We start from the raw sequence: 20,766 nt of genomic DNA on the forward strand, positions 1-20,766 counted from the left end.
CACCGGCGTGGATTTCACGCCGGCTGAAGATTGCACCGGGGCGTTCGGTAATGACGCGCTGCAGCGCAATTGCAGCTCGATGCGCACTACGGCAACTTCGCAGCGATGACGCAATGCAACAGCTTCGCGCGCACCATTGCGTGCAAATGGCGCTTGGGTATACACGTGCGGATTCGCCGCCTGCAGGAGACTCCGATGAATGCACTTCCTTCCGCCAAGTCCCTCAACACCGACCCGCAATCCATCTTCAAACCACGCTACGACAACTTCATCGGCGGGGCGTGGGTGGCGCCGCAGGGTGGTCAGTATTTCGACAACACCACGCCGATCACTGGCAAGGTGTTCACTTCGATCGCGCGCTCTACCGCGCCAGATATCGAAGCCGCATTGGACGCCGCGCACGCGGCCAAGGAGGCGTGGGGCAAGACCTCCACCACCGATCGCTCCAACGTGCTGCTCAAGATCGCCGACCGTATCGAGCAGAACCTGGAATTGCTGGCCTACGCCGAGACCTGGGACAACGGCAAACCGGTACGCGAAACGCTCAATGCGGACGTGCCGCTATGCGTGGACCACTTCCGCTATTTCGCCGGTGCCATCCGCGCGCAGGAAGGCGGCATCTCCGAGATCGACAGCGACACCATTGCCTATCATTTCCACGAGCCGCTCGGCGTGGTGGGGCAGATCATCCCGTGGAATTTCCCGCTGCTGATGGCCTGCTGGAAACTCGCGCCCGCCCTGGCCGCCGGCAACTGCGTGGTGATGAAGCCGGCCGAGCAGACCCCGGCCTCGATCCTGGTGCTGATGGAAGTCATCGGCGATCTCCTGCCGCCCGGCGTGCTCAACGTAGTGAACGGCTTCGGGCTTGAGGCAGGCAAGCCGCTGGCCAGCAATCCGCGCATCGCCAAGATCGCCTTCACTGGCGAAACCACCACCGGCCGGCTGATCATGCAGTACGCCAGCCAGAACCTGATTCCGGTGACGCTGGAGCTGGGTGGCAAATCGCCCAACATCTTCTTTGCCGATGTCATGGCCGAAGACGATGACTTTCTCGACAAGGCAGTGGAAGGTTTCGTGCTGTTTGCCTTCAACCAGGGCGAGGTCTGCACCTGCCCGTCGCGCGCGCTGATCCAGGAATCGATCTACGACACATTCATGGAAAAGGCGCTCAAGCGCGTGGCCGCGATCAAGCAGGGCAACCCGCTGGATCCCAACACCATGGTCGGCGCGCAGGCCTCCAGCGAGCAGCTGGAAAAGATTCTGTCTTACATCGACATCGGCAAGCAGGAGGGCGCCGAAATCCTGATCGGTGGCGAGCGCAACATGCTCGACGGGGAGCTATCGGATGGTTTCTATGTCAAGCCGACCGTGTTCAAGGGCCACAACAAGATGCGCGTGTTTCAGGAAGAAATCTTCGGCCCGGTGGTGTCGGTGACCACCTTCAAGGACGAGGCCGAAGCCCTGGCGATCGCCAACGACACCTTGTACGGATTGGGCGCCGGCGTGTGGAGCCGCGATGCCTCGCGCCTGTACCGCATGGGCCGCGCGATCCAGGCCGGCCGCGTGTGGACCAACTGCTACCACGCCTATCCCGCGCATGCCGCGTTCGGTGGCTACAAGCAGTCGGGCATCGGCCGCGAAAACCACAAGATGATGCTCGACCATTACCAGCAGACCAAGAACCTGCTGGTGAGCTATTCGCCGAAGGCGCTGGGGTTCTTCTGATGCAAGGCGAGCGGCATGTGGTAGGTCCATCCTGCCGCATGCCGCGGTGCGCTTGCCGCGAAGGGCATTGATGCAGACAAACGCCTTCACGGCGACGCGTCAGCAAGTTCGAGCAGACTGCTTGCCAGTGTGCAGAGCTGCTGAGCGAGCAACGGAGAGAGATAGTGCACAACACAACCGAGGTCACGTTACCGCTGCAGGTCATGGCGACCCTACCCGCACTGCAGCTAATCGACACCTTGCGTGCGCGTTACGGTGACGTGCTGTTCCATCAATCTGGCGGCTGCTGCGATGGGTCGTCGCCGATGTGCTTCCCGGTGGGCGACTTCATTGTGGGCGACCGTGATGTGCTGCTTGGCGAGATCGGTGGTGCGCCGTTTTATATCAGCGCGCCGCAGTTCGAATACTGGAAGCACACGCAGCTGATCATCGATGTGGTGCCCGGGCGCGGCGGGATGTTTTCGCTGGAAAACGGCGAGGGCGTGCGTTTTTTGGTGCGCTCGCGCCTGTTTAGCGACGACGAATTCGCGCAGCTGCAGCTGGCCAAGCGGGTGTAACCCTGCGCGGGGGTTGGCAGACGTGTAACGACCTCGCTTGTTGGCTGAATACCAAACAGCGCGCAGGGCCAAGATCAACCGCGCGCCCGGATCACTCGCCACAGTTTTCCGAGAAATTCCCAAGGCACAGCGCATCCAGTTCTGAATGCGCTAAAAGCCTCAAACACCTAGCGCTCGCGCTCACGACACCTTGGCGCAATTACCACGCCCTGGTAGGAGCGCGCTTGCGCGCGATGAAGCCTTCCCGCCGCAGCCTCCCGGCGCCTGCAACATGCCGCATGCAGTCCAACGCGCGCCGCTTACGGCGCAGTGCCGGGCGTCTTGGCGGGCGTATCGTCGTCGGCGGGAATGACGGTCTCGGGGGCATCGCCGGCGCCACGGTCTTCGTAATGTTCGGCGTCACGCTTGCCGTGCTGTTCGCCGGGGTGCGTTGGTTGTTCGCGCAGGGGGTCACGGGACATGGTAGGTCTCCAGCAGATGTCGGGTACGCAGTTCACCGCCTCGGCGGTGAAGGCGACGCAAATCGCAGTTTGCAAGCGAATTTCTCACGCATGGCTCACGGCGCCCGCGTTACTGCTGTGCTCCCCCAAACGCCAGCACGTGGAGTCCGCCATGCGCCCCCTGGACCGTCGCCCCGATCGTCGCCTGTTCAGCGCGCACGCTGCGCCGGCACCAACCGAGCGCAAGTGCCGTACGCCGCAGAGCGATGCGGTAGGTGTTGCGCAGGATTTCCACTGTTACAGCGTGGCCGATTTCCAGCGCCGTCGCCGGCGCGGCGGGCCCACCTGGCGCGATCTCTCTCCTGCGTATGCATTCGCCCGCGTCACCCACGCCGCAGACTGGCCACGCGGTGCCGACCTGCACTGCGAGCAGGCACTGGCCGCACAGTGGGAAAGCATGCGTGGCGATTCGCGGCTGGACTGGCCGCATGCCCGCGATGTGGTCGAGGACGCTTGGCTGGCGCTGGACCATATTCCCGATGCGGCCGTGCACGGAGTGGCGCACTGATGGCACGACCGATCTGGACCGGAACGCTGTCGTTTGGCCTGCTCAACGTGCCGGTGTCGCTGATGTCGGGCGAACGCAAGGTGGATCTGCATTTCCGCATGCTCGATTCGCGCGACAAGAAGCCCATTCGCTTCGAGCGCGTCAATGCCGACACCGGCGATGAAGTGCCGTGGAAGGAAATCGTCAAGGCCTTCGAGTACGACAAGGGCAGCTATGTGATCGTCGAGGAGCAGGACATCCGCTCCGCAGCGCCGGAAAGTCACGAGACGGTGGAAGTCGAGACCTTTGTCGATGCCGCCGACATCGACCCGCGCTACTTTGAGAAGCCCTACATCCTGGTGCCCGGCAAGAAGGCCGAAAAAGGCTATGTGCTGCTGCGCGAGACCTTGCGCGATACCGGCAAGGTAGGCATTGCCAAGGTGGTGATCCGCACCCGCGAATACCTGGCCGCGGTGATGCCGCAGGGGGATGCGTTGATCCTGCTGCTGCTGCGGTATCAGCAGGAAGTGGTGGACCCGGAAGATTTCAAGCTGCCGTCCGGGGCGGTGAGCGAGTACCGCATCACCGCCAAGGAGCAGGAGATGGCCAAGCAACTGATCGAATCGATGTCCGGCAGGTGGCAGCCGGAGGATTACCACGACGAGTTCCGCGGCAAGCTCGAGCAGATCCTGCGCAAGCGCATCCAGGCCAAGGGCGGCACCACGCAGGTGGACGACGAACCGGCCCCGCACGAAGACGCCACTACCAACGTGGTGGACTTCATGTCGTTGTTGCAAAAGAGCCTGCAAGCCAACACGCGTACCCCGGCAAAGAAAACCACGGCCGCGGCTGACACGCCGCCGGCCAAGAAAACCGCCACCAAGAAGGCGGCAAAGAAAGCGACCAAGAAAACCGCCACGAAAGCCACCAAGAAGGCGGCGCCGCGGCGCAAGGCCGGGTAAGCGCCGATGTCGTTGCGCGACTACACCCGCAAGCGCCGCTTCGACCAGACCCCGGAGCCGGCCGAGGACGCCGCGGCGACAGCGCATCGGCAGCCGATCTTCGTGGTGCAACTGCATCACGCCAGTTCGCGCCATTACGACTTTCGCCTGGAAGCCGATGGCGTGCTCAAGAGTTGGGCGGTGCCCAAGGGCCCGTCGCTGCGTGCTGGCGAAAAACGCCTGGCGGTGCAGGTGGAGGATCACCCGCTCGCATACGCGGGCTTCGAAGGCGACATCCCGCAAGGGCAGTACGGGGCGGGGCACGTGCAGGTATTCGACCACGGCACCTGGCACTGCGATGGCGACGCGTTGGCGGCGCTGGATGCCGGCAAGCTGGACTTTGACCTGCAGGGCGACAAGCTGCGCGGTGGCTTTGCGCTGGTCCGCACCCGCCTGCGTGGGCGCCAGCCGCAGTGGCTGTTGATCAAGCGCGACGATGCCCATGCCGCCGATCTGGACGCCGATGCGTTGGTAGCCGATTCCGATGCCACAGCGCAGGCGATTGAGACTCCATCGGCTGCAGCCGCACCGGCGCGCCGTGCCAAGGCCAGCCGTCGTCGACGCACGCCGGCCGAGGCGTTGGTGACAGAAAAATCCGCATCCGCCAGCCGCCCGCGTGCTTCCGCAGCCACACAGGCCCACTGGCGCACGCGCGCACTGGCCTTGCCGGGCGCGCGCGATGCGGCCTGCCCTACCGGCTTGCGCGCGCAGCTGACGTTGCTGCGCGCTGAGGCGCCGGATGGTGCGCAGTGGCTGCACGAGATCAAGTGGGACGGCTACCGGTTGTTGACCGATCTGGTCGATGGCCAGGCGCAGCTGCGCTCGCGCAACGATCAGGCCTGGACGGACAGCTTTGCGGAAGTTGCCACGGCCGTGCAGGCATTGCCGGTGCGCGATGCGCGCCTGGATGGCGAACTGGTGGTACTCGACGCGCAAGGCCGCAGCGATTTCTCTGCGCTGCAGCGTGCCATCGACGGCACTGCGCGCCAGCCTTTGCGCTACCTGGTGTTCGATCTGCTCGGCGTTGCCGGCGTGGATCTGCGTGCCACCCCGCTGCTGGAGCGCAAGCAGTTGTTGCGTGCGTTGCTCGGCGAAACGCCGGGCACGCTGGCCTATAGCGCGCATGTGATCGGCCGCGGACCGGAGGTGTTCGCCGCCAGTGCCGACAAAGGCTGGGAAGGCATCGTCAGCAAACGCGCGGACGCGCCGTACCGCGGTGGGCGCAGCGCCGATTGGGTCAAGACCAAGCACGAAGACAGCGACGAGTTCGTGGTGGTGGGCTACACCGACCCCAAGGGCGCGCGCAGCGGGTTTGGCGCCCTGTTGCTGGCACAGCTCGACGGCACGCAGCTGCGCTACGTGGGCCGGGTCGGGACCGGTTTCGACAGTGCCCTGCTCGGCGAGATCACCGCGCAATTGCAGGCATTGCACAGCCCGCAGCCCACGCTGGAATTGCCCGCGCACATTCCCGGCCGGCCGCGCGATGTGCACTGGGTGCGCCCGGTGTTGATCGCCGAGGTGGCGTTTCGCGGCTGGGCCAAGCAGGGCCTGCTGCGGCAGGCGGCCTTCAAGCGTTTACGTGAGGACAAACCAATGAGCGATCTGGGCGGCGACCGCGCCGCGCCGACCAAGGCGCGGGGAGCGCGCACGCGGACGGCTGCAGCTGCTGCGGGCAAGGCATCACGTGCTGCAGCGACGCGCACTGCGGCGGTATCGGCTGGCGGTTCGGCTGCGAAGCCGGGCAAGGCGGGCAAGTCGTCCACTGCAGCGGATGTCAGCACACCGTCGCGTGTCGCCAAACAACGTGTGACACCGGCCGCCAGTTCCGCTGCCAAGCCAGGAAAGCCGGGCAAGTCGTCCGCAGCGGCCACGGGCACTGCCTCGCCGCGTGCGGCCAAACGAGGTGCGGTGTCTACCGCCAGCGCATCGTCTACTCCGAAGTCGGGCAAGCGCAGCGTTTCCAGCGGGTCCGCAGCGTCCGGCAAGCCGGCCGCGCCGAGCAAGGCCGCATCGTCCAAAACGGCACGCACACCAGCTACGTCATCGGCAAGGAAAACCTCGACAGCAACGGCAGCGTCATCCATACGGAAAGCGAGGGCATCGGCCTCCAACGCGCCAGACGGCGTTGCCATTACCCATCCTGAGCGCGTGGTGTTCCCTGCCGCCGGCATCAGCAAGGGCGATGTGGCCGCGTATTACCGCGCGGTGGCACCGCTGGTGTTGCCGGAGATCGCGCGCCGGCCGTTGTCGTTGTTGCGCTGCCCCGATGGCGCTGCAGGTGCGTGCTTTTTCCAGAAGCACGAAGGCCGCCATCTTGGCGCGCACATCAAGGCCATCCCGCTCAAGCAGAAGAGCGGCACCGAAGATTATCTGTACATCGAGGATGTGGCAGGGCTGCTGGAACTGGTGCAGATGAACACCCTGGAGCTGCATCCCTGGGGCGCCCGGGTGGATGACCCCGAGCACCCCGACCGGCTGGTGTTCGACCTGGATCCGGGTGAAGGCGTGGCCTGGACGCAGGTGGTGGCCGCCGCACGCGAGATCCGCAGCAAGTTGCGTGCGGCCGGGCTCGAAAGCGCCGTGCGCCTGTCGGGTGGAAAGGGGCTGCACGTGGTGGTGCCGATCATGCCGCAAGCCAGCTGGGACCAGGCACGTGATTTCTGCGAAGCCTTCGCACAGGCCTTGGCCACTCAGGCCCCGGAGCGCTATGTGGCCACCATGAGCAAGGCCAAGCGTCACGGCGTGATCTTTGTCGACTGGCTGCGCAACGGGCGCGGCAATACCAGCGTGTGTTCGTGGTCGCTACGCGCGCGCGCGCACGCCACCGTGGCGGTGCCGCTGCGCTGGGAGGAGTTGGGCAAACTCAGCGGCCCGGATGCGTTCCCGCTGGACAAGGCCGTGCAACGTGCCAAGCGCCAGCGCAATGATCCCTGGGCGGAAGTGCTGGCGTTGAAGCAGGTGTTGCCTGGCTAGGTGCTGGGTGCAGAGCGTGCATGATGGGCCTGCGGCACTTTGCCGGTGGCATGCGCTGCATATGATCGGAATAGCGGAGGGCAGCACCTCTCACGTAGGAGCGCGCTCGCGCGCGACGAAGCCTTCCCGGGAATGCCTCATCGCGCGCAAGCGCGCTCCTACGTCGGCCGACGGCTGCGGGCGTGACGGGACATCAGACCAGGCACCAAGATTTGTCGACTCGGCCTATGCGCCGTAGACCTCGATGCAATATGTGGTTCATTCGGGCATCAAGCCACGTAGGAGCGCGCTCGCGCGCGATGAGGCCTTCCCGGTAACGCTCCATCGCGCGCAAGCGCGCTCCTACGACGGCCGACGGCTGCGGGAATGCCGGGACATCAGACCAGGCACCAAGATTTGTCGGCTCGGCCTGTGCGCCGTAGACCTCGATGCAATCTGGGGTTCATCCGGGCATCAAGCCACGTAGGAGCGCGCTTGCGCGCGATGAGGCCTTCCCGGTAACGCTCCATCGCGCGCAAGCGCGCTCCTACGAAAGGCGCAAAGTTGGTCGCTGTGAGGCAACCATGTCTGTTGCTAGCTCAACCAACAGCAGCAAGCCCAGGACATCGAAAACCGTACGCGCGCGATGCTCTAACGATTCCCGATTCCCGATTCCCGATTCCCGATTCCCGATTCCCGATTCCCGGCCTCAAGGCACAACCGCCGCCTCGCGCGTCACCCGGCTCAACGCGTCGCCGCTGATCTCGGCCACCGAATGCGTGCCGGTGAGGATCATCGCCACGCGCATCTCGCGCTCGATCAGGGTCAGCAGGTTTTCCACGCCGGCCTGGCCGCCGGCGGCCAGTGCGTAGACGAACGCGCGGCCGAGCAGCACCGCATCGGCACCCAGCGCCAGCATGCGCACCACATCTAACCCACTGCGGATGCCCGAGTCGGCCAGGATCTTCAGCTCGCCCTTCACTGCATCGGCAATCGCCGGCAATGCGCGCGCGCTGGACAGCACGCCATCGAGCTGGCGCCCGCCATGGTTGGACACCACGATGCCGTCGGCGCCGAAGCGCACCGCGTCGCGTGCGTCCTCCGGGTCGAGGATGCCCTTGATCACCATCGGCCCGGTCCAGAACTCGCGGATCCATTCCAGGTCCTTCCACGAGATGGAGGGGTCGAAATTGGCCGCCAGCCAGCCGATGTAATCCTGCAATCCGGTGGGGCTGCCGCGGTAGGTGGAGATGTTGCCCAGGTCATGCGGTTTGCCGAGCAGGCCCACGTCCCACGCCCAGCGCGGGTGCGTCATCGCCTGCAGCATGCGCCGCAGCGACGCGTTAGGCCCGCTCATGCCCGAGTGCGCATCGCGGTAGCGCGCGCCGGGCGTGGGCATGTCCACCGTGAACACCAGCGTGGTCACCCCGGCGGTCTTGGCGCGCTCCAGCGCGTTGCGCATGAAGCCGCGGTCCTTGAGCACATACAGCTGGAACCACATCGGGCGGTCGATCGCTGGTGCCACTTCCTCGATCGGGCACACCGACACCGTGGACAGCGTGAACGGAATGCCGCGCGCAGCGGCTGCACGCGCGGCCTGCACTTCGCCGCGGCGTGCGTACATGCCGGTGAGCCCCACCGGTGCCAGCGCCACCGGCATCGCCAGCGTCTCGCCGAACAGCTCGGTGCTCAGGCTGAGATCGGACATATTGCGCAGCACGCGCTGACGCAACGCGATATCCGCCAGGTCCGAGACATTGCGCCGCAAGGTGTGCTCGGCATACGCGCCGCCATCAATGTAGTGGAACAGGAACGGCGGCAAGCGGGCTTCGGCGGCGGCGCGGTAATCGGAAGCGGCAGAAATGATCATCGAAGGCGGGGAGCGGCGGGGGCAGCCTCAGAGTGTAAGACGATCGCCCGTGGCGCGAACCGTCGCGGCCAACGCGCACACGTGGGTGTACAGCGATGCAGGCGGCCGCCGCGGATGTGCCCGGATGCGCAGCCGCGGCCGAATCACGGCATCTTCGCTATCACGCCGCTCCTGCGGCGGTGCCACAGCATAGCGGCGGCACCGCAGGCGCCATGCACACCGAATCGCTGTCCATCCCAACGAAGCGTAGCCACACGGGGATCCCGCTGTGACCACGCACGTGTTCACCACACCAGTGGCAGCAGGCGCCAGCTCTGGGTGGCGTAGTCGGCGTAGCGGGTGGGGAAGGCGCGGCGCAGCGCGGCTTCTTCCACGCGGATGCGGCGCAGGAAGACCCAGGTCACCGGCAGCACGATCACCAGCAGCGACAGCGCATTGCCCATGCCCAGCGCCATCCCGTAGAAGCACAGCAACGCGCCGGTGTAGGAGGGGTGGCGCAACCAGCGGTATGGGCCGCTCCGCACCAGCTGGTGGTCGGCCTGGATGGTGACATCCACCGTGAACCAGCGCGCCAGCACCTGGATCGCCCACACCCGCAGCCCCAGGCCGCCGGCGATCAGTGCACAGGCACCCCAGCGCAGCGGCTCCTGCCAAGCCGGCGGCCAGTGGCTGATGCCGGCGAAGGCCAGCCCCACCGCCACCGCGATCGACAGCGACAACACCCGCCACAACTGGCCCAGCGTGCCTTGGTCGTGCGCCCCGCCATCAGGGGCGCGACGTTGCCGGCGCAACCAGAGTTCGTAGCCCACCCAAAGCAGGCTGAGCGCGGTGAGCAGGTGAGATGCAGACATGGGTGACTCCAGGAATGAGGGCGGTGGTGAGGAGCGATGTGCCAGGGCGACGGTGTGCATGGTGGAGAAGGGCCGCATCTGCAAGGCCGGTGCTGCGGGTGCCCTGCAGCGTGTTTCCAGGGGCCTGCATCACCTGGCAGAACCGTCACTCGGCCAGTGACCCCAGTCTGCCCAGGCGCGGCACCGGCCACAGTGGCCGCAGGTCATCGATCCCACCTGCCGGAAGTCACTTTCTGCATCGCCGCCATTGCTGTTGGCGGGTGCGGCGGTCAGCATCGCCGCATGACAACTCTCCTGCGTGATCTGCTCAAACCCCTGAACCTGGCCGGCGTGTTCACCATCGCCGCGGTCGCCCTGTCGTTCGGCCAGGATCTTGCGCCGCACGGGCTGTGGCGCTGGGCCACGGTGATCGGCTTCACCGCCCTGTTCCTGTTTCGCGCGTTGCTGCCGCCACGGCCGCTGCCACAGCATGCGGCGCTGCTGCTGCAGGCCCTGCTGGCGGTGGCACTGATCTGGCTGGAACCACGCACCGGCACCTCGCCGGTGCTGCTGGTGCTGGTGGCCGCGCAGGCGGCCATGCGCTGGCCGCCGCCGCAGGTGCTGGCGCTGATGCTGGTATTGAACGCGGCCATGTACGCGGTGTTCGTGCTGGCGGGTGTGCCGCGTCCCTTCCTGATGGTGGCCATCTACACCAGCTTCCAGGCGTTTGCCGCGCTCACCGCCAACTATGCGCGCAGCGCCGAGCGCGCCCGCGATGCGCTGGTCTACGTCAATGCCGATCTGCTGGCCACCCGCGCGCTGCTGGCCGACAGCGCCCGCGACGCCGAGCGGCTGCGCCTGGCCCGCGAGCTGCACGATGTGGCCGGCCACAAACTCACCGCCATGCGCATCCACCTGCGCCTGCTGCGGGCCGAACCGGCGCTGGCCCCGCGCGAGGACCTGCGCATGCTGGAGCAGTTGTCCGGCGAGCTGCTGGGCGATATCCGCAGCGTGGTGCAGTCCTTGCGCGACGATGCCGGGCTGGATCTACACACCGCATTGCACGCGCTGGCCGCGCCGTTCCCGCGGCCGGCATTGCGGCTGCAGATCGATGCGCAGGTGCGCGTGAGCGACCCGCAGGTGGCCGAAGCGCTGGTGCGGCTGGTGCAGGAAGCGCTGACCAACGCCGCCCGCCACGGCGATGCCGACACGGTGACCGTGGCGGTGCGCTGCGACGCCGGCGCGTTGTGTGTGGACATCCAGGACGATGGCCGCTGCGCCGAGCAGATCCACGAAGGCAACGGCATTGCCGGCATGCGCGAACGCCTGGCCGCCCTGAGTGGGCAGCTCGACCTGCGCCGCGCCGCCCACGGCGGCCTGCACCTCACCGCCAGGCTGCCGGCATGAGCGCGCTCCGGATCGCCCTGGCCGATGACCAGGTGCTGGTGCGTGCGGCCTTGCGCGCGCTGTTGCAGCAGCAGGGCATCACCGTGGTCTGCGAGGCCGACGACGGCCAGGCCCTGCTCGATGCGCTGGCCACGCACAACGTGGACGTGGTGCTCAGCGACATCCGCATGCCCGGCCTGGACGGCATTGCCGCGCTGGAACAATTGCGCGCGCGCGGCGACCGTACCCCCGTGCTGCTGCTCACCACCTTCGACGACAGCGAGCTGCTGCTGCGTGCCTGCGAGGCCGGCGCGCAGGGGTTCCTGCTCAAGGACGCCGCGCCGGACGACCTGCACGAAGCCATCGCCCGCGTGGCCGCCGGCGAGACCCTGCTGCAGCCGGTCAGCACCGACCCGGTACGCGCCCGCTACCAGTTCCGCGACCAGCAGGCCCCGCGCGAGACCTTCAACGAACGCGAGGTGGCGATCCTGCGCCTGCTCGCCGGCGGCTACTCCAACAAGGAAATTGCCCGCACCCTGTTTCTGGCCGAAGGCACGGTGAAGAACTATGTCTCCACCATCCTGGACAAGCTCGGCACCCGCGACCGCACCCGCGCGGTGCTGAAGGCGATTACGTTGCGGGTGATTTGAGGGCGGCGCTGCTGCCATTCCATACCCGCAGCGCGACCGAGACTATAAGAGCGGCTAACAAAACGTAGCGAGCAGCCGTCAGGTGGGTGCGGACGGCGCGGAGGAACAGGAGTGTACGGGGGTACATGCCGATTCCGAGCACCGGCCGAGCCCGCCTGGCGGCTGCGCAGTAGTTTTGATAGCTGCTCTAAATCGCGGCGCCGCAGCTGCAGCGATCCGCGAGTACCGACAGCGGGCCGGTGCGCCCTTGCAGGCGTGCCGGCCCGCCAGCGCTTACTCCTGCGGCAGCTTGGAAATTGCGATCCCGACGATCAGCGGCTGCTCGGATGTCGTGGTGCCGGTGAAGCTTTGCCCTGATTCGCTCAGGCTCCAACCGGCCTTTTCGCTGCCGCCTTCGGCTTCGAAGGTGAACGGGCCGATGCGCAGCCCGGTCGAGACCTTGAACATCTCGGAGAACTTGCTGAAGGACGACTTGCTGGTGGTGATGGTGAAGGTCGGCTTGTAGCCCACGTACATACCGGTCTTGAGGAGACCGAAGAAGCCCTTCTCGCCAAACACGGCCTGGGTGCCGTCCTCGCCGAACGCGCTATAGCCCTTTACGAACGGGCCGTTGCGCTTGCTGCGCACGAACGGGCCGTTGTACCAGTCGCTGGGCTGGATCTGGATCAGGTCCAGCGCTTCGAACTCCACCGAAACGTCGAGTTCGTTGTCGGTCTCGAACTCGTCGATGCGCTGCCACTTGCCGGCGACTCGGACTTCCCAGAACAGCTGGCGAATCTTGGCCGAACCGCCGGCCCAGGTCTTGCTGTAGTCGTAGGCCGCATCGCGGTTGGTGAAGCCCATGGTGGCGCCCGCCGGGCCCTGGCCGGCCTGCACCGCATCAATCCACTCGCTGGCGCTTTGTGCCACCGACCAGTTAGGCACCAGCGGGAACTTGGACAGCGCCGGATCGTTGAGCTTGGCGTAGAAGTTCTCATTGGCCATCTGCTTCTGAGCCTCGCCCAGGCCCGGCGTGTTGGCCTGCACGACCAGCGCGTTGTAGGTGAGCTGCGCCTGGTCCATCTTGACCTGCATGGTGCTGATCTTGTTCTGCCAACCGGCGCCGGCCGGCGAACCCAGCCATTTGGTGAAGGTCGGGTCGTTGTCGGTGACATCGTCCTGATACACCGAGCGCGCCTGGTTGTAGGCGATGGTGTAGCCGTTGCTGGCGGCGGTCAGCGCGTCGTCGGCCGCTTTGATCTTCTGCCGCAGTGAGGCGTCGTCGGTCGCGGCCGGGATCACGTTGAGGAATTCCTGGTAGGCCTGGTTGAGGCGATCGCCGCTGGACACGAAGGCGCCGACCGCGCTCCATTGCGGCGACGTGGAGCAGAAGTCGTACTGTGCGGTGCCGATGAAGCCCGCCTGCTGCATCGGCCAAGCCCAGGTCGTGAACGGATAGACCATCTGGAACGTATCCGGGGTGGCCCCGATGGCATCGGTCAGCGCGCGGTACAGCAGGCCCCAGGGCTTCTGGTCGTAGTCGGCGGCCTGCAGCGCGGCGGCATCGGCCTGGCGACGCTGCGCGGCGGTCTGGCGGAACAGCGACACCGGGGAATCGTGCGCCTCGGCGGTCGGGGTGTCGGAAGCATTGTTGGTATGGGTGAGCATGGGTGCGTCTCGGTGGACCGCAGCGATTGCTGCGGCAGGTGCCTGGGGCCGCCGACATCGCGGCGGTGGCGTCCGGTCGGCACGGAGCCGGACACAGCCCACCCTGCCGCGCCGCGCCTCGGCGTTGCCTTACCGCAACCTGCCGGACTGCAAGCCTATGAAGCGCTTGGGATTTTTTCGCTGCATGGCGCTGGCGGGGTCGCCTGGTGCAGATGTGCAATACAGGTGGCGGGACGCGTCGGCCGCAACCGTAAGCTGTCCGTCAGGTCCGCGCGGCCGGTTGCCGGCAGGGTGGCGCTGCGGCCCACGCGCCGCCCGGAGACCGCATTGCGCGCTCCGGTCTCCGACCAGGACTACCGCCATGCGCTTGTTCCATAAGTTTGTCTTGCTGACGCTGTCGATGCTGTTCGCGGCATGCAGCACGCCCGTCCCGCGGGCCGCGCCCTCTGCGCCGCCACAGGCGCTGTTCAAGGGCACCGACGTTTCCGAAACCGATGTGATTGCACGTTCCAAGCAGGAAGGCTGCCAGCTGATCCCGTACGACACCAAGCGCAGCACCTGCGTGGACCAAAATGCAGGCCTGCATGACCCGACCGCCTGCGACGCGCTGGCATGCCAGAAGGCGGCCGGTAATGCCGCCAACCGCCTGCGTCTGGCGGCATGGCAGAGTTGCGTGGACCGGCGCACATTGATCAACGGCGCGTTCGACAGCACGCTCAAGGACCTGGACGCCTTCAAGAGAGGGCCGAGCTACAAGAACTGGAATCAGCCGGGCAAGAACGCGATGGCCACGCTGATCACCAAGATCAAGGCCGGCCAGCCGGGGCATGCAATCGCGCTGAAGAACGCAACCAGCACCCTGAAGGACTGCAAGAAAATCGTGAACTGAACCGTGCTCCCTGGCGGGCGTGGTCCGCCAGGGACACGCCGGTGCCGGGCCAAGCACGAAGGCCGTCCTCGGCGATGAGAGCCGCTCGGGGAAGCATCGCGCTCCGGTCCGCTGCGGAGTCCGTCATGCGCCTGGTCCGATACCTCATCGTGTTGATCGTCCTGCTCTCCACCAGCGCCTGGGCGGCACCCACCCAGCCCGAACTCCCCGGTGCCTGGGCACGCGCTGCGCTGCATACGCTGCCTCGAAGCGAGCGCGACCTCAAGGTGCTGATCACCCCCTGCGCGGTGGCACCGGGGGCGGCGGCGCCCCGGCCTTGCGCCAGCCCGGCGATCGCCGTGGGCTCAATGGCCTGCGCGCGCCACCGCCGCTGTCCGCCTTGGAACGGCCACGGCGGGGTACCGGGCGGGCTGGCCATCCGCGGCCAGATCAACGTGGCTTTCAGCAACGAGCCCGAGCCGGGCGTACGGTTGCAGCCGCACGCATGGGTGCGCGCAGGGGCGATCTGAAAGTGCTGGCAGCGCCCTGAATATCGGGCAGCGTGGGATCTGTCCGAGCGATGCGCCCGTCTTGCGGACATGGTCCAGCGAACACCCCGACAACGCGCCGTTGCAGCATCACGCGCTCAGTCGGTACATCTCATCCACCTGTGACGCGCCATCGGCGGCAACGCAAACACCTGTCCAGCGCAGGCCGCCAGACAGGTGCGGCCATGCCTTACTGCGGCGAGATTTGCGGGTCGTTTCCGACCTGCGGGTCGCAGCTGAAACGCGTCTCGCGCTGCATGTCTTCGACGATGACGGTGAAGAAGATCAGTGTGGCCCGGTCATTGGCATTGACGAAAGAGACCCAGCGGCCATCGCCATCGTATTTGATCTGACTGATCTGGTTCTGCGAGTCCGAGCTGATCAGATTTCTGATGCGAAAGTTGAAAGGCACAGCCTTGTCGAAGGCATATTTGATCGTCACGTTTCTCGCTAATGGCTCGAGAAGCATCAGGTCGGGCTCAAAGCGATAGATGTATTTGCCTTTCCCGGTATTACCGCCAAAATCGACGTAAGCAACGGAGAGCTCCGTGTGCATTTCCTTTTGTTCCGTCATGACTTGTCCTGTCCTTTGAAAAGCGGGGCATAGAGGGAGACGAATCCCGGGTGGCGGTAGCCCGCTTGGTACAGCCATCCGAGCTGTTGCGTAACGGCGGTGCGTTGCCCCAGATGCACGTGCGCGCGGATCCAGGGGTCAAGCAAATTCTTGTCGCGGCTGTTGCCCGCGTCCTTGCCGAGCACCGCCAGTGCGCGTTGCCACGCCGTGCGCGCACCAGCGTCATCGCCGGCGGCGGCGCGTTGTTCGCCGTGCCAGACCAGCGCCTGGGCCAGCGCTGAAATACCGACCACTTCATCGGGTTTTGCGCGGTGCAGGGTTTCCAGCCGGGCCACGATCGGGGCGAAGTCCTGCGCCAGCGGTGGTGCGCGCGCGGCCTGCATGCGCAGCGCGATGATGGCATCCAGCCATTGCCACTCCGGTAGTGGCTGCGCCTGTTGCAGCAGCTCGGCCATGGTGTGCTGCGCACGCGCCAGCTGCTGCGCGGCGTCCCCTGCGTGCCCATCCAGCGCGGCCACCCAGCCGGCCTGCGCATAGGAATGCGCCAGATCGCGCCGCCACGCCACATTGTCCGGCTGCAGCGCCGCCAACGGCTGCAGCAGACGCAGACTCTCTCGCGCATCTTGCTGCGCCTGCACCAAGTGGCCACGCGCCAGCGCCAGGTTGGACGTGCGAATCAACGAGCCGGCCAGACGCCGCCGCCACGCATGTGCATCCGGGTCTTTATCCACCAGCACCCGCAGCATGGCGAGTTGCTCGCGATAGCCCTGCTCGGCCGGCGCCAGCAGGCCCTGGTTTTCCTGCGCAAGGCTCAGCCCCGATAGGCTGTCGATCAATTCATAACGCAGCGATGCGTTGTCCGGTGTGCGCGCTACCAGCACGCGCTTGAGTGCGATGTCGCGCGCAAAAAAACCAATTGCCGTTGGGGCATTGCCTTGCGTGGTCGCCAGCATCGCCAGGTTGTTGAGTGCGTACGACAACTCCAGCTGCCAGCGCGGATCGTCCGGCTTGGCGCGCACCAGCCATTCGCTCGCGGCCAGATACTGCGCCCAGTGCCTGCGCGCCAACGGGAACTGCTTGTTGCGGTAGGCCATGGCGCCAAGCCAATACGCCGCCTGGCCGGTTTCCGCATGCGCCTCCAAGACATCCGGGGCAAGCGTACGTGCCTGCGCGGCGGTGGCTGCGGCGCGGGTGAAGGCCGCATGCGCCTGGTCCAGCTTGCCCTGATTCATCAGTACTTCGCCGGTGGTGCGCAGGGCGCGGGCGTGGTTGATCAGATCGCCGGCCTGCATGCTGGCATTGGGCAGTTCTTCCAGATACCGCAGTGCGCGCGTGCCCACGCTGTCGAGCAGTTTGAGATTGCCCACGGTGCGCAACTGCTCGGCCAGATCGCCCAGCATGTAGCCCACCAGTTGTTGCGCTTCGTCGCGGCGTTGTTCGGCCACTTGCTGCGCCTGGCGCGCCTGCCAGCCCAGCAGCAGCGACGCGCTGGCCAGCACCACCAGCAAGGCCGCGGCCGCGGCATACAGCCCGCGCCGTTGCCGGTGCGCGCGCTCGCAGGCGTGCAGGAACGCCAGGTCCAGCGCGTCCAGGTCCTGCGGCATGCGCCGCGCCGCTTCGCGTGCCTCGCTCAGGGGGCGGCCGCTGTTGAGCAGGTGATCGTCACGGCGGCCCTCGCTGGCCCAGCGCTGCGCGGCCAGTTGCAGGCGCTTGCGTGCCTGCAGCAGGCGGCGATTTTCATGGATCCATTCGCTGGCGCGCGGCCATTGCCGCAGCAAGGCTTCGTGCGCCACCGCAAAGCCCGGCTCGCCGGCAACCAGTTCGCTGACGAACAGGCGCGCCTGCACGAAGGCATCCACCAGTGCGCGCGCGCCACTGGCATCGGGCAATGCCGACCACACCGCCCGCCGCGCGGTGACTGCTGCGCTGTCGGGGTGGATCACGCTCACCTGGGTGAGTACGTCGCCCAGGGCCGCCTGCGCAGGTGCGGGCAGGGCGCGGAAGGTCTGTTCTGCATGGTGCGCCAGTGCGCCTTCCAGTCCACCCAGTGCGCGATACGCGGCGAAGGTGAGCAGGCCATCGTCGCTGCGGCGTTCGTGCAGCGCCTGCAGCAGATGCTGCAGCAGCGGCAGTGCATCGGGTTGGCGCGCGGTGGCGTCGCGCAGCACATCGTCCAGGCGGCTGGCGCTGTCGTGGTCTTCTTCGAAACGCAGCCCGGCCATCGCCGCAGGCACGCGGATGATCTGGCCGATCTCGCCGTCGCGTGGCGGCAGCAGATCCACATGGCCATCGCCACGTTTGAGCTCCACCAGCTCCGGCACCGCTTCGATCAGCCGTGGATAGAAATCGCTGCGGGTCGCCATCAGCACCGCCACGTGCGCGCTGCTGCAGAGCGCCTGCAGCAACGCCGTGCACGCAGCACGGTCCTGCGCGGTGATGCCGGGTGTGGCCACCAGCGCTTCGGCATGGTCGATCACCAGCAACAGATGGCGGTGGGTCTGCACGGTCTCGCGGGCGGGGGCGGCGTGGCGCATCGCCTCGGCAATGGCCGCATGCAACGCCGCCGGCTGCGTCAGCCACTGCGTGCAGGTGGCCATCTGCGCGGCAGAAAACACCGCGCGCCCGTCCGCTGCCCACTCGGCCAATGCACGCGTCAGCGTGTCGGCCACATCGCCGCCGCGGCACGCCGCCAGGCTGCAATACGCCACCGCCACCGCCTGCAGGCCATCCAGCCCGCCGGGCTGCGCCAGCAACGGCACCACACCGGCGCGCAGCAACGAGGTCTTGCCGCAGCCGCTGGCCCCGCTGAGCAGCACCAGCGCGCGCTGGCTCTGCAACTGCGCGCGCACCGCGGCAAGCACCTGCGCAATGGCGTGGCTGCGGCCGAAGAACACCTCCGCATGGTCCGGGTCGAACGCGCGCAGGCCCACGTACGGGCTGCCGTGCCCCCACGCACCCATGCCCGGCAACGCACCGCGGTAATCCTCGGGAAAGATCACCTTCGGCAGCAGCCGGTAACCACGTTTGCGGATGGTTTCGATGAAGCGTGGCTGGCGGCTGTCGTCGCCCAGCTTGCGGCGCAGCTGGGCGATGGTCTTGTGCACCGGGTTGTCGCCATAAAAGCTGCCGTGCCAGACATCGATCAGCAATTGCTCGGCGCTGATCACCTCGCCGGCACGCTCGGCCAGCGCCACCAGCACCTCCATCATGCGCGGCTCCAGCGTGATGCGTTCGCCGTCGCCAATCAGCATGAGCCGCTCCGGCTCGACCAGCAATGGCCCAAGGCGGAACCGCGGGACAGAGCCCAGCTGCGTGACGCGCTCGCTTCGGAGGGACATTCGCTTGACTACCGGTCGTACAGCTGAAAGGGGCCTTGACGATCGCCAATAGGGCGCGGACAGGCACGGCACGGCAGGGCCGGAACATAGCACAGCCACTGGTGCCGAAATTCGACCATGGTCTCTGTTCGCCGCGCGGCGTCTGGGGTCACGCCAAGGTGTGCTGTGAAGGTGCATTGCGGGCGCCCACGCGCTGAGGTGAAGGCGCGCTGCCTCGGTATCGGCGGGCGGCGTTGCACCTGCGGCACAGGCACCGGTTGCGTGCGCAGCGCTGCCGACCGATGCGCTTCCATACAGCAGCGTGTGGAAGCGCGCGTAGTCCGATGCACGCACTGGCCGTCACGCCAGCCAGCGCATTCAGTGCCGCGCCGTTGCATGTCCGCGCGCTGCATGCGCACGCGCTGCCCGGTGCGCGCAGTGCATTGGCGCACAAGCGATTCACACCCTGCGTGCGTGTGTAAGCACCGCCTGGGTGGCGTGTGCGACCTACCCCAGCGCGCTGTCAGGCCCTAAGATGCCGCCAGCATCTTGCTGACCAGGAGTCCACGTTGATCATCCATCCCAAAGTGCGCGGCTTCATCTGCACCACCACGCATCCCCTCGGCTGCGAGCGCAATGTGCTCGACCAGATTGCCGCCACGCGTGCGCGCGGCGTGCGCAACGACGGCCCGAAGAAGGTGCTGGTGATCGGCGCATCCAGCGGCTACGGCCTGGCCTCGCGGATCACCGCGGCCTTCGGCTTCGGCGCGGACACGCTGGGCGTGTTCTTCGAAAAACCCGGCAGCGACAAGAAGGCCGGCACTGCCGGCTGGTACAACTCGGCCGCCTTCGATACGCATGCCAAGGCCGCCGGCCTGTACAGCAAGTCGATCAATGGCGATGCGTTCTCCGATGAAGCACGTGCCAAGGTCATCGAGCTGATCAAGACCGAGATGGGCGGGCAGGTGGACCTGGTGGTGTATTCGCTGGCCTCGCCGGTGCGCAAGCTGCCGAGCACCGGGGAAGTGAAGCGTTCGGCGCTCAAGCCGATCGGCAACACCTACACCGCCACCGCCATCGACACCAACAAGGACACCATCATCCAGGCCTCGATCGAGCCGGCCACCGAGCAGGAGATCGAAGACACCATCACCGTGATGGGCGGGCAGGATTGGGAACTGTGGATCGACGCGCTGGACAGCGCCGGCGTGCTCGCCAAGGGCGCGCGCAGCGTGGCCTTCAGCTACATCGGCACCGAGATCACCTGGCCGATCTACTGGCACGGCGCCCTGGGCAAGGCCAAGGCCGACCTGGACCACACCGCGCAGCGGCTGGATGCGCGCCTGCAGGCCAGTGGCGGCGGCGCCAATGTGGCCGTGCTCAAGTCGGTGGTGACCCAGGCCAGCGCGGCCATCCCGGTGATGCCGCTGTACATCTCCATGGTCTACAAGATCATGAAGGAAAAGGGCTTGCACGAAGGCACCATCGAACAGCTCGACCGCCTGTTCCGCGAGCGCCTGTACCGCGAAGACGGCCAGCCCGCCGAAGTGGATGAGCAGAACCGCCTGCGCCTGGACGACTGGGAACTGCGCGACGACGTGCAGGACGCCTGCAAGGCGCTGTGGCCGCAGGTCACCACCGAGAACCTGTTCCAGCTCACCGACTACGCCGGCTACAAGCACGAGTTCCTCAAGCTGTTCGGCTTCGAGCGCAAAGATGTGGATTACGACGCCGATGTGGATCCGGACGTGAAGTTCGATTGCATCGAGTTGGGTTGATTGTCGGGATTAGGGATTAGGGATTCGCAAGAGCCGTGGCGTCATGTCACGGCTCTTGTGCAGCACGCAGTGTCTT

General features: G+C 66.5%; 16 protein-coding genes and 1 other RNA gene. 10 read left to right on the top strand and 7 right to left on the bottom strand.

The genetic code is table 11. From position 1 onward, the window contains the following. The first annotated feature begins 195 nt into the window (after window positions 1-195). Together adh and ACCQ09_RS00525 are read left to right on the top strand one after the other, a co-directional pair. A complete protein-coding gene (gene adh / locus ACCQ09_RS00520; RefSeq protein ID WP_011035359.1) occupies window positions 196-1,725 on the top strand; it encodes an aldehyde dehydrogenase in 1,530 nt (509 codons plus the stop codon). 203 nt (window positions 1,726-1,928) lie between these two features. Further along, window positions 1,929-2,282: a DUF779 domain-containing protein gene (locus ACCQ09_RS00525; protein WP_228428355.1), complete on the top strand. Its 354-nt coding sequence runs from the start codon at window positions 1,929-1,931 to the stop codon at window positions 2,280-2,282. Window positions 2,283-2,581: 299 nt separating this feature from the next. On the opposite strand, the gene ACCQ09_RS00530 is transcribed toward ACCQ09_RS00525, so the two are convergent. Next, window positions 2,582-2,743 (bottom strand): hypothetical protein, encoded by a 162-nt coding sequence (locus ACCQ09_RS00530; protein ID WP_011269456.1) that lies wholly within the window; start codon window positions 2,741-2,743, stop codon window positions 2,582-2,584. Window positions 2,744-2,894: 151 nt separating this feature from the next. Here ACCQ09_RS00530 and ACCQ09_RS00535 point away from each other — a divergent pair, with 151 nt between their 5' ends. From ACCQ09_RS00535 to ligD, 3 genes are read left to right on the top strand one after another with little or no spacing between them, the layout of a single operon-like run. Beyond that, on the top strand, window positions 2,895-3,290 hold the full coding sequence (locus ACCQ09_RS00535) for a hypothetical protein (protein WP_267129990.1): 396 nt from the start codon (window positions 2,895-2,897) through the stop codon (window positions 3,288-3,290). Next, complete coding sequence (gene ku, locus ACCQ09_RS00540) at window positions 3,290-4,231, top strand: non-homologous end joining protein Ku (RefSeq protein ID WP_012436930.1); 942 nt, start codon at window positions 3,290-3,292, stop codon at window positions 4,229-4,231. The genes ACCQ09_RS00535 and ku overlap by 1 nt, the downstream gene beginning before the upstream one ends. 6 nt (window positions 4,232-4,237) lie before the next feature. Then, a complete protein-coding gene (ligD, locus tag ACCQ09_RS00545; RefSeq protein WP_228428347.1) occupies window positions 4,238-7,243 on the top strand; it encodes a non-homologous end-joining DNA ligase in 3,006 nt (1,001 codons plus the stop codon). A 688-nt stretch (window positions 7,244-7,931) separates the two neighbouring features. Here ligD and lldD read toward each other — a convergent pair. Both lldD and ACCQ09_RS00555 read right to left on the bottom strand, forming a co-directional pair. Next, window positions 7,932-9,092 carry an FMN-dependent L-lactate dehydrogenase LldD gene (gene lldD / locus ACCQ09_RS00550; RefSeq protein ID WP_011035364.1) on the bottom strand — a complete coding sequence of 387 codons (1,161 nt, stop codon included), beginning with the start codon at window positions 9,090-9,092 and terminating at the stop codon, window positions 7,932-7,934. 284 nt (window positions 9,093-9,376) lie between these two features. After that, window positions 9,377-9,943, bottom strand: a complete 567-nt coding sequence (locus ACCQ09_RS00555; RefSeq protein ID WP_019237079.1) for a methyltransferase family protein — start codon at window positions 9,941-9,943, stop codon at window positions 9,377-9,379. Between the two features lie 282 nt (window positions 9,944-10,225). Between ACCQ09_RS00555 and ACCQ09_RS00560 the strand changes: the two genes are divergently transcribed. Continuing rightward, window positions 10,226-11,329 (top strand): sensor histidine kinase, encoded by a 1,104-nt coding sequence (locus ACCQ09_RS00560; RefSeq protein WP_019237081.1) that lies wholly within the window; start codon window positions 10,226-10,228, stop codon window positions 11,327-11,329. Further along, a complete protein-coding gene (locus tag ACCQ09_RS00565; RefSeq protein WP_011035367.1) occupies window positions 11,326-11,958 on the top strand; it encodes a response regulator transcription factor in 633 nt (210 codons plus the stop codon). Before ACCQ09_RS00560 ends, ACCQ09_RS00565 begins: the two co-directional genes overlap by 4 nt. A 52-nt stretch (window positions 11,959-12,010) precedes the next feature. Here the strand turns inward: ACCQ09_RS00565 and ACCQ09_RS00570 are convergent. Beyond that, window positions 12,011-12,085: non-coding RNA, sX9 sRNA (locus ACCQ09_RS00570), on the bottom strand. Between the two features lie 146 nt (window positions 12,086-12,231). Then, window positions 12,232-13,605 (bottom strand): hypothetical protein, encoded by a 1,374-nt coding sequence (locus ACCQ09_RS00575; protein ID WP_011035368.1) that lies wholly within the window; start codon window positions 13,603-13,605, stop codon window positions 12,232-12,234. A 361-nt stretch (window positions 13,606-13,966) separates the two neighbouring features. Between ACCQ09_RS00575 and ACCQ09_RS00580 the strand changes: the two genes are divergently transcribed. Beyond that, a complete protein-coding gene (locus ACCQ09_RS00580) occupies window positions 13,967-14,494 on the top strand; it encodes a hypothetical protein (RefSeq protein ID WP_019237082.1) in 528 nt (175 codons plus the stop codon). A 125-nt stretch (window positions 14,495-14,619) separates the two neighbouring features. Then, window positions 14,620-15,003 (top strand): hypothetical protein, encoded by a 384-nt coding sequence (locus ACCQ09_RS00585; RefSeq protein ID WP_019237083.1) that lies wholly within the window; start codon window positions 14,620-14,622, stop codon window positions 15,001-15,003. Between the two features lie 208 nt (window positions 15,004-15,211). Here the strand turns inward: ACCQ09_RS00585 and ACCQ09_RS00590 are convergent, their stop codons facing one another. Continuing rightward, window positions 15,212-15,595, bottom strand: a complete 384-nt coding sequence (locus tag ACCQ09_RS00590; RefSeq protein ID WP_011035371.1) for a hypothetical protein — start codon at window positions 15,593-15,595, stop codon at window positions 15,212-15,214. After that, the gene (locus ACCQ09_RS00595) at window positions 15,592-18,933 is read right to left on the bottom strand and encodes an nSTAND1 domain-containing NTPase (RefSeq protein WP_029217000.1); all 3,342 of its coding nucleotides are present in this window, start codon (window positions 18,931-18,933) and stop codon (window positions 15,592-15,594) included. Before ACCQ09_RS00595 ends, ACCQ09_RS00590 begins: the two co-directional genes overlap by 4 nt. Before the next feature lie 548 nt (window positions 18,934-19,481). Between ACCQ09_RS00595 and fabV the strand changes: the two genes are divergently transcribed. Next, the gene (gene fabV / locus ACCQ09_RS00600) at window positions 19,482-20,690 is read left to right on the top strand and encodes an enoyl-ACP reductase FabV (RefSeq protein WP_057671015.1); all 1,209 of its coding nucleotides are present in this window, start codon (window positions 19,482-19,484) and stop codon (window positions 20,688-20,690) included. The last annotated feature ends 76 nt before the right edge of the window (window positions 20,691-20,766 follow it).

It is taken from the genome of Xanthomonas sp. NCPPB 2586, from assembly GCF_041475775.2.
GTDB classification, from domain to species: Bacteria; Pseudomonadota; Gammaproteobacteria; order Xanthomonadales; family Xanthomonadaceae; genus Xanthomonas; species Xanthomonas campestris.

Bases quoted from the DNA above. Each gene is read 5' to 3' on its own strand.
- ku (WP_012436930.1), top strand. From the start codon at position 3,290: ATGGCACGACCGATCTGGACCGGAACGCTGTCGTTTGGCCTGCTCAAC.
- ACCQ09_RS00580 (WP_019237082.1), top strand. From the start codon at position 13,967: ATGCGCTTGTTCCATAAGTTTGTCTTGCTGACGCTGTCGATGCTGTTC.
- ACCQ09_RS00575 (WP_011035368.1), bottom strand. From the start codon at position 13,605: ATGCTCACCCATACCAACAATGCTTCCGACACCCCGACCGCCGAGGCG.
- ligD (WP_228428347.1), top strand. From the start codon at position 4,238: ATGTCGTTGCGCGACTACACCCGCAAGCGCCGCTTCGACCAGACCCCG.
- ACCQ09_RS00560 (WP_019237081.1), top strand. From the start codon at position 10,226: ATGACAACTCTCCTGCGTGATCTGCTCAAACCCCTGAACCTGGCCGGC.
- ACCQ09_RS00595 (WP_029217000.1), bottom strand. From the start codon at position 18,933: ATGTCCCTCCGAAGCGAGCGCGTCACGCAGCTGGGCTCTGTCCCGCGG.
- adh (WP_011035359.1), top strand. From the start codon at position 196: ATGAATGCACTTCCTTCCGCCAAGTCCCTCAACACCGACCCGCAATCC.
- ACCQ09_RS00590 (WP_011035371.1), bottom strand. From the start codon at position 15,595: ATGACGGAACAAAAGGAAATGCACACGGAGCTCTCCGTTGCTTACGTC.
- ACCQ09_RS00585 (WP_019237083.1), top strand. From the start codon at position 14,620: ATGCGCCTGGTCCGATACCTCATCGTGTTGATCGTCCTGCTCTCCACC.
- ACCQ09_RS00565 (WP_011035367.1), top strand. From the start codon at position 11,326: ATGAGCGCGCTCCGGATCGCCCTGGCCGATGACCAGGTGCTGGTGCGT.
- ACCQ09_RS00525 (WP_228428355.1), top strand. From the start codon at position 1,929: ATGGCGACCCTACCCGCACTGCAGCTAATCGACACCTTGCGTGCGCGT.
- lldD (WP_011035364.1), bottom strand. From the start codon at position 9,092: ATGATCATTTCTGCCGCTTCCGATTACCGCGCCGCCGCCGAAGCCCGC.
- ACCQ09_RS00555 (WP_019237079.1), bottom strand. From the start codon at position 9,943: ATGTCTGCATCTCACCTGCTCACCGCGCTCAGCCTGCTTTGGGTGGGC.
- ACCQ09_RS00535 (WP_267129990.1), top strand. From the start codon at position 2,895: ATGCGCCCCCTGGACCGTCGCCCCGATCGTCGCCTGTTCAGCGCGCAC.
- ACCQ09_RS00530 (WP_011269456.1), bottom strand. From the start codon at position 2,743: ATGTCCCGTGACCCCCTGCGCGAACAACCAACGCACCCCGGCGAACAG.